The 14,511-nt window shown below is 64.3% G+C and carries 14 protein-coding genes; 6 read left to right on the forward strand and 8 right to left on the reverse strand.

Annotated features, from left to right (window positions below; all coding sequences use genetic code 11):
* Positions 1-1,062 (forward strand): LPXTG cell wall anchor domain-containing protein (locus SAS01S_RS19285; protein WP_157082914.1); only part of this gene is annotated, 1,062 nt, incomplete at its 5' end.
* A 125-nt stretch (positions 1,063-1,187) separates the two neighbouring features.
* Here the strand turns inward: SAS01S_RS19285 and SAS01S_RS19290 are convergent.
* The 5 genes from SAS01S_RS19290 to SAS01S_RS19310 form a co-directional block, all read right to left on the reverse strand.
* A complete protein-coding gene (locus tag SAS01S_RS19290) occupies positions 1,188-1,598 on the reverse strand; it encodes a VOC family protein (protein WP_066812505.1) in 411 nt (136 codons plus the stop codon).
* A gap of 26 nt (positions 1,599-1,624) precedes the next feature.
* Entirely contained in the window at positions 1,625-1,939 is a 315-nt protein-coding gene (locus tag SAS01S_RS19295) for an EthD family reductase (RefSeq protein WP_066812506.1), read from the reverse strand.
* Between the two features lie 476 nt (positions 1,940-2,415).
* Complete coding sequence (gene rplL / locus SAS01S_RS19300; RefSeq protein WP_066812507.1) at positions 2,416-2,799, reverse strand: 50S ribosomal protein L7/L12; 384 nt, start codon at positions 2,797-2,799, stop codon at positions 2,416-2,418.
* Positions 2,800-2,907: 108 nt separating this feature from the next.
* Complete coding sequence (gene rplJ, locus SAS01S_RS19305) at positions 2,908-3,423, reverse strand: 50S ribosomal protein L10 (RefSeq protein WP_066812508.1); 516 nt, start codon at positions 3,421-3,423, stop codon at positions 2,908-2,910.
* 530 nt (positions 3,424-3,953) lie between these two features.
* A complete protein-coding gene (locus SAS01S_RS19310; RefSeq protein ID WP_066812509.1) occupies positions 3,954-4,970 on the reverse strand; it encodes a helix-turn-helix domain-containing protein in 1,017 nt (338 codons plus the stop codon).
* A 159-nt stretch (positions 4,971-5,129) separates the two neighbouring features.
* On the opposite strand from SAS01S_RS19310, the gene SAS01S_RS22670 reads away from it, so the two are divergent.
* The 3 genes from SAS01S_RS22670 to SAS01S_RS19320 all read left to right on the forward strand — a co-directional run bounded on the left by SAS01S_RS22670 (position 5,130) and on the right by SAS01S_RS19320 (position 8,161).
* The gene (locus SAS01S_RS22670; protein WP_157082915.1) at positions 5,130-5,354 is read left to right on the forward strand and encodes a hypothetical protein; all 225 of its coding nucleotides are present in this window, start codon (positions 5,130-5,132) and stop codon (positions 5,352-5,354) included.
* A gap of 510 nt (positions 5,355-5,864) precedes the next feature.
* Positions 5,865-7,442, forward strand: a complete 1,578-nt coding sequence (locus SAS01S_RS19315) for a phosphatidylinositol-specific phospholipase C domain-containing protein (protein ID WP_066812510.1) — start codon at positions 5,865-5,867, stop codon at positions 7,440-7,442.
* Between the two features lie 353 nt (positions 7,443-7,795).
* Entirely contained in the window at positions 7,796-8,161 is a 366-nt protein-coding gene (locus SAS01S_RS19320; protein ID WP_066812511.1) for a nuclear transport factor 2 family protein, read from the forward strand.
* Between the two features lie 33 nt (positions 8,162-8,194).
* Here SAS01S_RS19320 and SAS01S_RS19325 read toward each other — a convergent pair whose 3' ends face one another.
* Positions 8,195-8,821, reverse strand: a complete 627-nt coding sequence (locus SAS01S_RS19325) for a TetR/AcrR family transcriptional regulator (RefSeq protein WP_066812512.1) — start codon at positions 8,819-8,821, stop codon at positions 8,195-8,197.
* Between the two features lie 50 nt (positions 8,822-8,871).
* On the opposite strand from SAS01S_RS19325, the gene SAS01S_RS19330 reads away from it, so the two are divergent.
* Together SAS01S_RS19330 and SAS01S_RS19335 are read left to right on the forward strand one after the other, a co-directional pair.
* Complete coding sequence (locus tag SAS01S_RS19330) at positions 8,872-9,720, forward strand: oxidoreductase (protein WP_066812513.1); 849 nt, start codon at positions 8,872-8,874, stop codon at positions 9,718-9,720.
* 96 nt (positions 9,721-9,816) lie between these two features.
* On the forward strand, positions 9,817-10,416 hold the full coding sequence (locus SAS01S_RS19335) for a DUF308 domain-containing protein (protein WP_245657014.1): 600 nt from the start codon (positions 9,817-9,819) through the stop codon (positions 10,414-10,416).
* Positions 10,417-10,513: 97 nt separating this feature from the next.
* Here SAS01S_RS19335 and SAS01S_RS19340 read toward each other — a convergent pair whose 3' ends face one another.
* Both SAS01S_RS19340 and SAS01S_RS19345 read right to left on the reverse strand, forming a co-directional pair.
* Positions 10,514-13,141 (reverse strand): TonB-dependent receptor plug domain-containing protein, encoded by a 2,628-nt coding sequence (locus tag SAS01S_RS19340; RefSeq protein ID WP_084239234.1) that lies wholly within the window; start codon positions 13,139-13,141, stop codon positions 10,514-10,516.
* Positions 13,142-13,379: 238 nt separating this feature from the next.
* Positions 13,380-14,510: a pyridoxal phosphate-dependent aminotransferase gene (locus SAS01S_RS19345; RefSeq protein WP_066812514.1), complete on the reverse strand. Its 1,131-nt coding sequence runs from the start codon at positions 14,508-14,510 to the stop codon at positions 13,380-13,382.
* Position 14,511: the final 1 nt, after the last annotated feature.

Genomic DNA, 14,511 nt, shown 5'->3' on the forward strand with positions numbered 1-14,511 from the left:
CCGGCGGCCACCCCGACACCGCGCGCGACGCCGCGGACCGGCACGCCCTCGCCGCAGCCGACGGCCGCACCGACCACCGCAACGCCGCCCGTCACTGCCGCACCGGCCCCAACCGCCACTGCAACACCCGAGCCGGTGCCCAGCCCGGTACCGACCGCCACCGCCGCGGCGCCCGCCGAGCAGCCCTCAAGCGGCTGGTCGTCGGGCACGCTGGTCGCGATCGGCGTGGCGGTGCTGGCCTTGCTCGCCGGCGGCTGGTTCCTGTTCGGCCGTCGCCGCCGCGAGGAGGAATATTACGAAGACGAAGTCGCCGCTCCGGTGGCGCCGCCCGTCGCCCCACCGCGTCCACCAGTTGCCCGCGCGCCGGTCCCGGCCCCAGCTCCCATGCCGGCGCCGATACCCGAGCCCGCGCCTGCACCGGCGGCACCCTCCGGCCTGCTCACCGTCCCGCTGCGCCGCATCGCCGAAGGGCTGCAACCGGCGCCGCAGCCGCCCGCGCCGCCGCTCCCCGCCGGCCTGGTCACCGTCCGCGCGCCCCAATCGCCCTCGCGCTCGCTCGAGGCATTGCAGCCGGAGCTCGAAATCGTCCTGATCCCTGAGCGCGCCGGCACCGACCCGTCGATGAGCGCGGCGATCGAATATCGCATCGTCGTCCGCAATACCGGCCGCGGCGATGCCCGCGACGTCCGCTTCGGCATCTTTATGACCAGCGCCAGCGCGCGCCAGGCCGCCGATCTGCAGACGATCTTCGCCAGTCCGGTCGAACAGCCGGTGGTCGCGCCGTTCGAGATTCACGCGGGCAGCCAGGTCGAGCTGTCGGGCACCGCGATGCTGCCGCGCGCCAACCTCAACGTCATGACGATCGACGGCAAGCCGTGGTTCGTGCCGGTGCTGGCGATGAAGGCCGAATATCGCTGGGGCGAGAATGTCGGCGCCCCCGGCACCGCCACCGCCGCGCACATGATCGGCATCAACCGCGGGGAAGGGGCCAAGCTCGCCCCGTTCCGCCTCGACGGCGAACCACGCATGCACCCGAAGGTCGCTGAACGCCGGGTGGCGTGAACGTAAACAATATTCTGCTGTCGCACGAACACGTGCGATTCACTCGATAACCGCACGGGCACGGCGATGCCGTTCCGCGTCATGGCGGCGGCTTGGGTTCGATCCGGGAATAGGCCCGGCGCGCGCTATTCCCCCGCAATGGCGTCATAGCCGCGTTCGCTGAATTGGATCAGGCAGAAGCCGTGCCCGAAGGGGTCGGCGAACATCGCCAGTCTGCCATAGGGCGCGTCGAGGATATCGCCTTCCTGGATGGCGCCGGCCGCTATCGCCAGCGTAATCGCGTCTTCCAGGCCGTCCACGACGATGTCGAGATGGACCGGCGACCAATGCCGGTCGTATCGCCGCGTGTCGCCACCGGCCGGGCCGATGCGGGTCCCGGCGCTCTTTTCCAGCAGATAGACTGGCACCTCGGCGCCGAGCAATTCCACGCATCCGGCGCCCAGCCGCCTGCCGATGCGCAGGCCCAGCGCCTGGGTATAGAAGGCCACGCCCTGGTCGATATCCGGGACGTCGATGTTCACGAGCAGGCTGGACATCCGGGCGGTTCCGCGGGGTGGGGGCTCTATTCTCCGACGACTTCGCTGAGCTGCACGATGGGCGTGATGTCGGTATAATTGGCGACGTCCGCGACGATCTCCGCGCGGTGGGGGCCGAACGCCTGTTGAAAGGTCGCCAACGTCGGCGAATAGATGTGGCAGGCCGCGACGAACTTCGGCGCGCTTCCGGGTTCGCCGCCCGCAAGGCCCTTCTCGATCTCGTAGCGCAGGCAGGCATCGCCGAGCCGTTCCTCGATCAGCGGCAGGTGGTGGGTGCGGTAATAATCGTGATCGAACCTCGCGCCTTTATCGGCCGGATAATAGACGCTCATTTTGATCATGGTCGGGCTCCTGCCTGAACGCCTCTCCGAGCGTCCGGGGGGCAGTTCTAGCTCACCGACTGGCGAAGCGCATCCAGACTTTGGGTGAAGCGCGTTTGCGAGGGCGAGGTGGTTTTCGGTGCCCTTCGTGAAGTGGGTGGCGCGACAATAAGCCCCTCCCCTTCAGGGGAGGGGTTGGGGGTGGGGGGATGCCTCGCAGAGTGCTTCGCCTGCGGCGCGGCCCCACCCCAACCCCTACCCTGAAGGGGAGGGGCTAAGGACCAAAACAGAAAAAGGGCGGCCCCATCGCTGGGACCGCCCTTTCTTTTCTGCTGGCCGTCACGGGAGAGCGGAAGGTCGATCATGCCCCCGGCATGATCTGCGGAATGCGGGGCATTCCGCACCTTCCGCTCCCGTGACGTCGGACGTGGCCTGGGGCCACGCCGGCGGGCCTTGTTGGGGTGCGGGCCAAAATGGCCCGTCTCCCCAACTGCGGCTTACTTCAGCTCGACGGTCGCGCCGGCTTCTTCAAGCTGCTTCTTGACCTTCTCGGCCTCGTCCTTGCTCACGCCTTCCTTGACGGCCTTCGGAGCCGACTCGACCAGCGTCTTGGCTTCGGTCAGGCCGAGACCGGTGATCGCGCGGACCTCCTTGATGACGTTGATCTTCTTGCCGCCGTCGCCGGTCAGGATGACGTCGAATTCGGTCTTGGCCTCTTCGGCCGGAGCGCCGCCACCGGCGCCGCCGGCGGCCGGGCCCGCAACCGCAACCGCGGCGGCGGCGGAAACGCCCCACTTCTCTTCGAGCAGCTTCGAGAGCTCAGCGGCCTCGAGGACGGTCAGTTCGCTCAGCTGGTCAACCAGCGCGTTCAGGTCTGCCATGTATATTCTCCAAATTTACGTCGCCCCGGCGGAGGCCGGGGCCGTTGTCAACAAGTGTTCGTTTGCGGCCGGCGACCCCGGCCTGCGCCGGGGTGACGACCAAAGTCGTCAAGCGGCTTCCTTGGCCCCATAGGCGCCAAACACGCGAGCCAGCTGGCCGGCCGGCGCCTGGGTGATGCTGGCGAGCTTTTGCGCCGGAGCCTGAATAAGGCCGACGATCTTCGCACGCAGTTCATCCAGCGACGGCAGTGTGGCCAGAGCCTTCACGCCTTCGACGTTGAGAGCCGTCGCGCCCATCGCGCCACCAACGATCTCGATCTTGTCGGTCGTCTTGGCGAAGTCGACCACCACCTTGGCGGCGGCGACCGGGTCGATGGAAGTGGCGAGACCGACCGGACCCGTGAGCATATCGCCCAGCGAGAGATAGCCGGTGCCATCCAGCGCGATCTTGGCAAGCTTGTTCTTCGAGACCTTATAGCTGGCACCGGCCTCACGCATCTTCGTCCTGAGCTGCGTCGACTGGGCGACGGTCAGGCCGAGGTTGCGGGTGACGACCACCACGCCGACCTCGGAGAAGGTCTGCTTGAGCTCGGCGACGGCTGCGGCCTTTTGACCACGATCCATGCCATTCTCCACGTTGTGGACCGCACGCCTGACGGCGAACGGCCCGGTTCAAAGCGACCCTGCGGGCGGACCCGCATGGCCAATTCTCCGTCGATGGGGCATGGCGCCGGCCGCTGTCTTCATGGAGAGCGGCAGTCCCGACACGGCGAACCGCGAGCGGGCAAAATTCCATTCCCCGTCTAGGCAGGACATTAAGCGGGAAACCCGCACCTGCTGTCTCGGACGGTAACGCAGGGGAGGGCCAAAGCCCGCCTGCGAGGGCGCGCCTATACGGGGATTTGCGGGGAAGTCAATGTTGGGAGGAAGGCGGCGGTCGGTGCCGTAGCGGCTGCTTTGCACCCTAACATCGGTCATTCCGCGTGGCTCTTCCTGATCCCGAAAGCGGCTGCCCATTCCTGACAGGCAGATTGAGGAGGCAGATCGGACTCGCCGCCGCTAGCAGCGGCCGAAATCGATAGCCCGTTAAGGTCGCAGATCGATTTTTTTTCGACAACCGCGAAACTAAACGCGTGTGACGCCGACCGGCCGCTTCACAGGAAGTGCTCGCTCGATAATGCGGCGACAGACGATCTGTAGCGCTCCTGAACGGTACCACGCTGTGGCTCGCGACGTTGCGCGATCACCGGATGATCGCGCAGTTCCGACGCGGAATAGCCGAAGGTCTTGCGAAACAGCCGGCTCAGATGCGCTTTGTCTTCGAAGCCGTGGAGGAAGCCGAGTTCGGCAAGGCTACGGTGTTCGCTCGGGTCGGTCAGCGCCCGATGCAAAGTATGAAGGCGGCGGCGGCGATCATAGGCGAGGACGCCGCCGTCCCGCCTGAACGCGCGAAATAACGAAGACCGAGTCATATGCAATTTCTCGCAGAGCGCCGCTACCTTCACGCTGCCCATCGGCTGCGCCGCGATATAGCGGACGACGCGTTCCCGAATTCGGCTGTCGGGCAGGTTGTCAGTGCGCGGCGGCAGGTTGTTCAATGCCGCTGCCAGCAGGTCGCGCACGATGCCCGCCATGCGCAGCGCGTTCGAGGTCTTCATCGTCGGCAGCATCTCGACCAGCGTGCGGCAGAAGGAGATGAACAGCTGCATCTCCGGCGAATCGGGTAGCGGCCCCAGCGCGGCGACCGGCGGCACGACTTGGTCCAGCACCGGCCTGGCAATCTGGATCGAAATCGAATGTTGGGCTGTGGTATCGACGCGCTCGGGCATCTTGAAATCGCTCAGGCTCACGCGACCCGGCCCCATCGTCCGCCCACCTTCCGGGAGATGGAAGGTGCACTCGCCCTCGTTCAGCACGACGACCGAGTAATGGTCCGAGCCGTGTGCAGCAACGTGCGCGGGCGTGCGATCGAAGGTGACGGCATCAAACCATTGCTCGGAGATCACCATCGTCCCCAGATGCCAGAAACGCGCATGGACGTGGAACGGGCCGCTGGACCTACGGCTGGTCGTCGAGCTTCTGACAAGGCTTGCGAAGGCAGCGAACCGGTCCTCGGGCGCCAGATCGCCCACCTCCAGTTCGACCATCGTGATGAGTCTGTCGGCGTCCATACGCTTCGTTCGCTGATCCAGCCCTGACCTCTGGCACTGGCGGTCAACCCTTTGGCACCCCCGCGCAACACGACTCCAGATATTTGCTTTATGTGTCAACAGATTGACGCGGGACTCATCATCATTGTGGTGGGGCGCTGTAATTCTGGGAGAATAAACATGAGCGATTCGCCCGACAGGCTGTTGGTCTTGGAAGCAATCCGGATACTTAACCGACCCGGAGTGGATCTTATATCCGTTTATGTTGCAGGTCTCCCAGCATCGCTGTCGATTTCATCAATAGATATCAATACTAACGGGCTAGTAGTTGCTTTTGGTCCAGACAAAAACCCAGAGTACGTGCTGAAACCCGACAAGCTCATTGGTATTGAGGTTCGGAGCTGATCCGATTTATCCGCGTTGTCTCGAATGCTGCAGCATTAGGCAGCATCAGATAATCTCAGGAGCGATCCATTAGTGTCACCAGCGGTTTTGCACTCAAGAACGGATGTATCTTCCGGTGCCAAGCGCAAGTTGATTTTCAGAACTCGATTGAACATCGAATAAGCAGAGGGCCGCATGCTCGGCGGGCAACGTGAACCGGCCGGGGCGGGTCAAGCTGGCTGATCTGGCGTAGCGCCCCGAATGCGGCATGTCCTCGCCTAGCTTTTCGCGTCCTAATCGCGGACGCGGACTTCAATGCCGGCCACCTGCGCTTCACCGGCAAGGGTGAAGCGCGCTTTGTGTCGAGCACCGGGCGCATTGCCGCCGGATCGGGCGGCGATGGCGCGCTGCTCGGTGGAACGGTGTCGAACAATGGACTGACAATGCCATAGGCAGGGCGTCACTGCGATCTCCCGCGCCTATCGTTCATAGCGCGGGGCAAGTTGTTCTTAGACGGGGAAGGGGCGGATTATGGATCAATATTACGTGAGGATCTGGGATAAGACCGGAACTCGGGTCTATGGCTGGCTGGGTGAGCAGGACCGCTGGGCGGCCTGTGTGCCGGCGGGAGTCTACAGCAACCCGATCTCGACTCCCGGCGCGGCGATCGTGGGGTGGGAGCCCGATCCGAGCAATTCCAAAGTTGGCAAGCTGACGATCACCGACGAAAACGGAGAACTCTGGCTCGGCGGGACCGGCACAAATGGGGTCAGCGCCTTTTGGCAATACGCGAAGTATAAGGACGATTGCTATTGGCTGACGCTGAAGAGCGATCCTAGTCTGCCGTTGGACAGTCCCGTTCGCGGTACGATGAGCGGCGCGCTGGTGCATTTCAATGGCAGCAAGCCCTTCCCGCTGCACGCCTGGTACACAATCAACAACAACGTGTTCGGATTGAATTATCTGGAGACCGAGGAGAGCCGGGGCGAGCTTTTTTCAAGCGGGGAGGTGTATCTAGAGTTCGAGACGAGCGCTCTGGTTTTCGAATTCGTGCCGGTTTCGGCCTTCGACGCGACCAAGGACAGCTATGCTCCGGGGCTGAAGTCTAAGTACGACAACTGGGGGAAATACGATACGCCTACCTGGATGGGGGATCTGACCAACGTCATTGCCGATCGTCCCCTGGCCGATCTGGTGGTTCCGGGCAGCCATGACGCAGCATGCTGGGAAATCCGGTCTCCGGGGACTAATCAGCGCAGCCAGACCCAGTCACGCGAAATCTACGACCAGCTGCGCGCCGGTTCCCGTTACCTCGACTTGCGCTTCTACAAGGTGGGCCCGGGTCAATGGCGCGGGTTCCATGGCTACGACTCCGCTGAGGCAATGCTTGGTCCGGTGCTCGCCGACATCATGCGCTTCCTTGCGGGAAGCCCGATGGAGATTATCGCCGTCTCTCTGCTGCCCTGGCATAAGGATGTTCCGGACGAGTTCTGGGACATCGTGATCAATAGCTTGAACGACTGGGCTTTTCCGACACGCTTCGTCGAAATGGTGAATGGCGTCCCCACGAAAAGCAATAATCATATTGCGGAGGCCACGCAGCGAAAGATACTTGGTCAGGGCAAGAAGATCGTGCTGTTCTCATGGGGGGAGCCGCCAACCGGGACCGTGGCGGATGGGCCGATGAAAGGCCGGGAGCGAGCCGACTTCATTTGGGCTGCTACGCCGGAAAAGCCGGTCCCGACACACGGCGCCGAACCCTGGAAAAACGCGTTCGCCGCCGCGCAGGCGCAGGGATACGCGATCGATTTCGATCTCGCGGGTGTCTGGCTCGACAGTGGCGACACGACCGCCAACGACATCCGGCTCATGCTGGGCGCGGTGCAACCGCCGAGCGGAGGGCCGCTGTGGATGATGCACACCAATGCACCGGCCACTCCGGGCGGGGAATGGATCAGCACGAAGGCCGCCAGAATCCAGCCGCCGCTGGTCAGGTTCGTGAGGGAGGACCCTGTCATGGCGGCGAAGCTCAACTTCGTGAACCTGGATTTCGTCGGGGACGATCAAAGCATCGTGTTGGCGCTGATCGAGGCGAACCTCTTCCGCTAGGGCGCTTGTCGTCTCCCGAGTCCAGTTGTCCGGGTTGTCACGCAGAACGTATGCGCCGCCTCTGGCCACCGTCTTGTGGAGCGCTGGATATGGCTGGCGCATCTGACTTGACGGGCTGCGCCGTGCTTGTCGTCGAGAACAACCATTATATTGCTGGCGAAACCGCCGCGGCCCTGCGCGGTGCCGGCGCGACGGTGCTTGGCCCCTGACCGGGCAAGGACGCTATCAGGGTGCCCGCCACGCCATCATTGTAACGCCCTGCGTTGGCTCGAGTGGCGATGATGGCTCGCGTACCCCATAGTGACTTTGGGCTGCGCAAGCGTGCGTCAGCATTGGTAGCGAATGGGGATCGAATGCCGGAATCGCCTGAACTTGAGATCCTCCATGCCACGATCGAACGCGTCTGGAGCGAGCATGACGACGCGAAGAGGCTCGCGGCGATCGGGGATCTCTATCACCCGGACGCGCAGATCTTCGAGCCGGCGCGCGCGGTGACCGGCCATCAGGCAATCTCGGACGTGGTGAAGGGCGTCCTGGCCGATATGCCTCAGGGCTTCAGCTTCAAGGTGTTGCCGGGTGGCCATGGACATCACGGCATCGCCACCGCGCAGTGGACGGGCGGTCCCGGCGATCAGGTCATCGTCAGCGGCGCCGACGTCGCGCGGATTGCGGACGGGAAAGTCATCGAACACTATTTCTTCTTCGACGCGGCGGACTGAGCGCTTCGTCGGACGACCTGCCCGATCCGCGCCTCAGGAGTCGTGACCATCGGATAGCTGCCGGTCGGTAAAGCCGAGCAACAAGGCGCTCGCGACATGTCGCGCTTCCGCGGCGAGCGCTTCGTCGGCAAGTTCGCCAGACGTCCAGAAGGACAGCACGCCGCGAAAGCCGAACGCGAGTTGCCGCGGCAAACAGCGTAGCGCCTCTTCCTGCCGGCTGGCGATCAAGCCCTGGCCGTCGCCCAGCGCCAGCCGCCATAAGGCCGTGGAATGGGCCAGGGCCTTTCCGGGGACAGGGCCGGCCGTACCGATCCACCCCATCACTGCCCGATTGATCCTCGGTTCCTCCAGCATTCCCGCTGCCGCGATGCCGATGGCGAGCAGCACGCGGTCGGCTGCGTAGGGGAGCGGTGGCTGTTCGGCGAAGCGCTTCGCCATCGTGTCGATGCGCCGTTCGGCAAGGGCGTGCATGATCGCCGCCTTGCTCCCGAACTGGTTGAACGGCGTCGCGAAGCTGACTCCGGCCTCGGCCGCAAGGTCGCGCATCGAGAACTCGGCCTTGCCCTCGCGGAGCAGGCGCTCCGCTGCGTCGATCACGCGCTGACGCAGCGGCTCCCCCCTGGCGGCGGTCGAAGAAGGTCGGGGCTTGTCGCTTGCCATCTCACTATCTATATCATGATATAGTTATCAACTCAGCCTGGAGTTAGACCATGGCGGATGCCTTGCCCAAGACTTTCCTCATCACTGGTGTCAGCTCGGGCCTCGGGCGTGCCTTCGCCGCGGGCGCGCTCGAAGCGGGGCATCGCGTGATCGGCACCGTGCGGCGGGACAGCGATGCCGAAGCCTTTGCCGCGCTTGCGCCCGGTCGCGCCCATCCGCTTGTGCTCGACGTGACCAGCTTCGACGCGATCCCGGCGGCGGTGACCGATGCCGAACGGACCGTCGGTGCGATCGACGTGCTGGTGAACAATGCCGGCTATGGTCATGAGGGAGTATTGGAGGAATCCTCCATGGACGACCTCCAGCGCCAGTTCGCGGCCAATGTGTTCGGTCCGGTCGCGATGATGAAGGCGGTGCTGCCGGGCATGCGCGCGCGGCGTCGCGGCCATATCGTCAACGTCACGTCGATGGACGGCTTCATCACTATGCCGGGCATCAGCTTCTATTGCGGCAGCAAGTTCGCGCTCGAAGGCATTTCCGAAGCGCTGGGCAAGGAAGTGGCGGATTTCGGGATCCGGGTGACGGCGCTCGCTCCCGGTCAATTCCGTACCGACTGGGCCGGACGGTCGATGGATCGCACTCCCCGCAGCATCGCCGATTATGACACGGTCATGGATCCGATCCGCGCCGCACGACAAGCCAAGAACGGCAACCAGCCGGGCGATCCGGCCAAGGCGGCGCAAGCGCTGCTGGCATTGATCGAAGCGCCGAACCCGCCGGCGCGGCTGTTCCTGGGCGAAGATGCCCTGGGGCTGGTCGAACAGAAACTTGACGGGATGAAGGCCGAAATCGCCGCCTGGGATGCACTCTCGCGCTCCACCAGCTTCTCGTCCGCCTGAAGCCCTTCAAGTCCCCAGGCGCCGCTCCTCGCGCAGCGCCGGATTGCCAGTCACCGCACAACGCCATCGGCGCCATCGCGGCTCCGGGTCGGGGGCGTGCGCCGTCATCATCTGCAAGGAAAGAAACCCACCATGACCATGACCATGACCGCCGACATCCCGACCTCGAACCGCAACAGGCTCGCCGGCTATTATGCCATCCGGGCTATCGTATCGACACTGTGGGTCGCCCTGGCGTTTACCATCGGCAAGGCCCATCCGACGCTCGGCGTCGCGCTGATCGTCGCCTATCCCGCATGGGACAGTCTTGCCAACTATGTGGATGCGAAGAGCAACGGCGGCCTCCGCGCCAACCCTAGTCAGATGCTGAACGTCGTCATCAGCGCGATCGTCACGCTCGCGGTCGCGGTTGCGGCAACTCGAGATTTCCATGCTGTGATCGCGGTCATAGGCATTTGGGCCGCACTTGCCGGTATCCTCCAATTGTCCACTGCCGTTCGTCGCTGGCGCACCGCCGGAGCGCAATGGCCGATGATCCTGAGCGGCGGGCAATCCGCCTTGGCCGGCGCGATCTTCGTCAAGAAAGCGACCGACGCAACCGCGAGCCTGAGCGTTGGCGATGTCGCGCCCTACGCGGCTTTCGGGGCTTTCTATTTCGCGATTTCCGCGGCGATACTGTTTCTAAAGCGCCGATGACGCGTAGCGCTGTGTTGGCGCCGGCGCCGTGGTCAGGCGGCGTTCCGGTCCCGGTAACCAACGAGCCGCCCGGCGCCCCGGACGGCTCGCCATCGCATCAGAACTTCACCGACACCTTTCCATAATAATACCCGCCATTGATCCCGTACGGCGAGAAGGTCAGCGGCGAGTCGATGACGTTGCCGCCATTCACCAGGGTGAAGTTGGTCGTGCCGGGGACCAGCGCGACCGTCGGCGGCTTCTTGTTGAACACATTGTTGGCGCCGATCGTCAGCGTCACCGTGTGGGCGATCGTATAGCTGGCGTCGAGATCGACGAGGAACGCGGTGCCGATCACTTGCTTGTAATAGGTGCCGCCATTGGGCGAGGCATAGGCCGAGCTCTTGCCGAACAGCGTCCCGCGCAACGTCGATGAGAAAGCGCCCAGGCTGTAATTGGCCGATCCGACGACCTTCACTTTGGGCGACGCGGTTTCCAGGTTGGAGATCGCCGATTTGTCGAACAAGGCGATCGGCGTCGTGCCGCCGGTGGGCGTGAGTTGGGTCGGGGCAAGGCCGATCCTTGTCGCCTTGGTCTCGTTATAGGTCCCCGAAATCGACCAGTCGACCTTGCCGGCATCGCCGAAGTCGGTGAAGTAGGTCACCACGACATCGACCCCGCGCGTCCGCGTATCCGCGCCGTTGGTGAAGATGTTGATGCCGGTCTGGCTGACGGTCGGGTCGAGCACGTTGCCGTTGGCGACGATCGCTTGCGTCACCACCGGGAAATTGATCGCGCCGCCGCTGCCGAAGATCGACCCGGTGCCGAGAATGCGGTTGCGGATCTTCACTTGATAGGCGTCGAGCGTGATCACCAGCCGCGATGCCGGCCGGAACACCAAGCCCGCGCTATAGTTGGTCGACTTCTCCGGGCCGAGGTTGCTGAAGCCCAGCAATTTGGCCGCGGCCGAATTGGCCGGGAGCTGGACGAAGGCTGAAGTCGGCGAGACGTTGGTCGCCGAATAATAGCTTTCGGCCAAAGTCGGCGCGCGGAAGCCGGTCGACACCGTGCCGCGGATCGCTACCGCCGGGCTGAAGTCGTAGCGCCCCGTCGCTTTCCAGGTCCAGGTCGATCCGAAATCGGAATAATTCTCGTAGCGCAATGCTCCATCGAGCTTCAGCCCGTCGACCGGCTCGACCGACAGATCGAGATAGCCGGCCCAATTGTGCCGGGCATGCTTGCCCGCGTCGGACGGCCGGAAACCGGGATAGGATTGCCCGCCTTCCTTGTAGATCGATGCCGGATCGCCCGAGCCGATCTCATAGATATTGCGCCGATATTCGCCGCCGAACGCGATGTTGAGCGGTTGCGCCAGGCCGAGTTCGACGTCCTTCGAGAAATCGGCGTTGACCGTGTATTCGGTCGCCTTGAACAGGCCGTTATAGAAGTCTTTCGGCGTGAAATGGGTGTCGATGAACAGTGATCGGTTGGCCGAATCGAGCGTGTAGATCAGGTTCTTGTCCTGCCCGTAGGTCCCACTGAGATCCCAGCGGAAGCCGTTGAGATCGCCCTTGATGCCGCCGGTCACCGAATAATCGTCCTCGCGGATGCCCTCGCGCGGGTTGAAGCCGTTGGGCGGCGTGTCGCCGTCGGGATCGTAGACGATCGAGCCCGGCGCGCCGAGCGTGCCGCCGACGCCCAGCACCGGCGAGGCGATGATGCGGTCGGGCACGCGCAGATTTTCGTACGCCGAGGCAATGCGCTTCGAATAGCTGCCGAAGCTATAGACCTGGACGTCGCCGAAATCGTAGCCGGCATTGTATTGCAAATTGGTCAGATGCGATCGCGCGTCGCCGTTGATCCGGTTGACATAGGGAAAGCCGGGAATGCCAGCATAGAGCGCTTTTTGCGCCGCCGAGAGGCCGGGGAGCAGCGTGCCGCTGGCGTCGGTCACGCGGCGATCCAAGCCGCCGACCTGGCTGAAGGCGTGGAAGCGGTGGAAGAAAGTGAGGTCGAGGAACCCGTTCTCGCCGATCTTGGTGCCCATGGTGAAACTGCCGGCCCAGGTCTGGCCGCCGGTGTCGTAATAGGAGCCGCCGGTGGCGATCGCCTCGCCGCCGCTGGTATCGTCTTTGAGGATGATGTTGATCACGCCGGCGATCGCGTCGGAGCCGTATTGCGCGGCGGCGCCCTGTTCGAGCACTTCGATGCGCTTGACCGAGGCGGGGGTGATCAGGTCGAGATCGGCGGCTGCTGCGCCCTGGTAAGGTCCGCCGAGAACCGCGAGATTGGCGGTGCCATGCCGGCGCTTGCCGTTGACCAGGACCAAAGTGTGGTTGGGGCTGAGCCCGCGAAGCCGCGCCGACAGGGTCAGGTTCGCGGTGTCGCCGCCGAATGCCTGGGCATTGAACGAGGGGACGAGCTGGGTCAGCACCTGATTGAGATTGGGCTGGCCGACGCGGCTGAGCGTGGCCGCATCCAGCACCTTGATCGGGGCGGAGCTTTCCGCCGCCGTGGTGCCGACGACGCGGGTGCCGGTTACAATGATCTCGTCGCTGGCTTGGGTAGCCGCCACCGTCGCCGCGGGAAGCGTATTTGCCTGGGGATCGCCAGGTGCGTCGGCGGGCGGCACGCTTGCCGCCTTATCAGCCGTCTTGTCGGCGGTGGTGTCCGCTGCCGTGGCCTGTGCGCTCGCTGCCCACAACGTGCCGAGTGCCAGTGCCGCAATAGATACCGATCTTTTCATCGAAGGCCCCTTTCAACAGAAAGCCTTCAGACACCCCTCCCGCTCAGTGCCGTTCGTGGAGCGCCGGCGGACGTTCTTTGTCCTGGCTCGCCGCATCGCGAACGGATTGGCTGCCTTGCCCCCAGGGGCGCGGCAGCGGTGGATGTAGAAAATGCGACAGGGCGCGCGGCCGCGTTGGACGCGGGGGAGCCGGCGCCCTGTCGTTGAAACACAGTAAAAAACGGCATTGGCCGCATCGTCAGGCGGTCCAGACCTTGTCCAGCGCGGTGCAGAAAGCGGCCATCTCGGCCATCGACCCGACGGTGACGCGCGACACGCTGGGCCAGATCGGCCAGGAGCGGCCGATCTCCACACTCTGGGTGCGGAACGCCGCCTGCATGTCCTTGGCCGGCTTGGTCTTCCAGTCGATCATAAACATGTTCGCCTCGGTCGGCACGACCTTCAGCCCGTGTTTTTTGACATGATCGATCGCGAAGGCGCGCGCCGCCTGCATCTGCGCGCGGCGTTGCGCGATCAGCGGCCCCGCAGTGAGGCTGGCGGTCGCGCAGACCAAAGAGGGCAGCGGCAACGCGCCCGACTGCATGCCGCCGTCATAGCGCATCATCTTGGTGATATTGGCGGGCTGGGTCATGATATAGCCCATCCGCATCCCGGCCATGCCGAAGATCTTCGAAAAGGTCCGCATGACGATGACGTCGGGATATTTGACCGCGAAGGACGATGCCACCGGCACGCCGGCGAAATGGGTATAGGCCTCGTCGATCAGCACCATCGATCCGGCCGGCTTGTTCTGGATCAGCCATTCGATATCGGCGAGCGGCGTGATCGTCCCGGTCGGGTTGTTGGGGGTGCAGATGTAGTAAAGCCCGGCATTGGGGTCGGCCGCCAGCATCGCCTTCACGTCATGGCGGAAATCGGGCGTGAGCGGCACCGCCTTGACCGGCGCGCCGAGCCACGCCGCGGTACGCCCGGCGAGTTCGAAGGTCGGATCGGCGGTGACCAACCCCTTGGTCGGCGAGCAATAGGTCACGACAGCACGCGACAGCGGATCGCTCGATCCCGGCCAGGGAGCGACATGGTCGAACGGCACGCCTTCCACCGACATCACCGCCTTGATGAAATCGCTGCGTTCGTTGTGCGGGGAATAGCGATTGCCTTGCGCGATCATCTTCGCCGCGGCGGCCTGGCCGGGGGCGAGCGGTCCGGTCCAGCATTCGTTGGCGCCGATTCGCGTCTTGGCGCTGGGGGCGGGATCGGGCACGCCGGCCGATGCCCAGGCCGGCCGGCCGCTCGCCGCCGCCATCGCGCCGACGCCGAAGATCGCGGCGATGCGGGCGAGGTCGCGGCGGGCATAGCCGCGGCTGAGCAGG

This window comes from Sphingomonas asaccharolytica NBRC 15499, assembly GCF_001598355.1.
GTDB classification, from domain to species: Bacteria; Pseudomonadota; Alphaproteobacteria; order Sphingomonadales; family Sphingomonadaceae; genus Sphingomonas; species Sphingomonas asaccharolytica.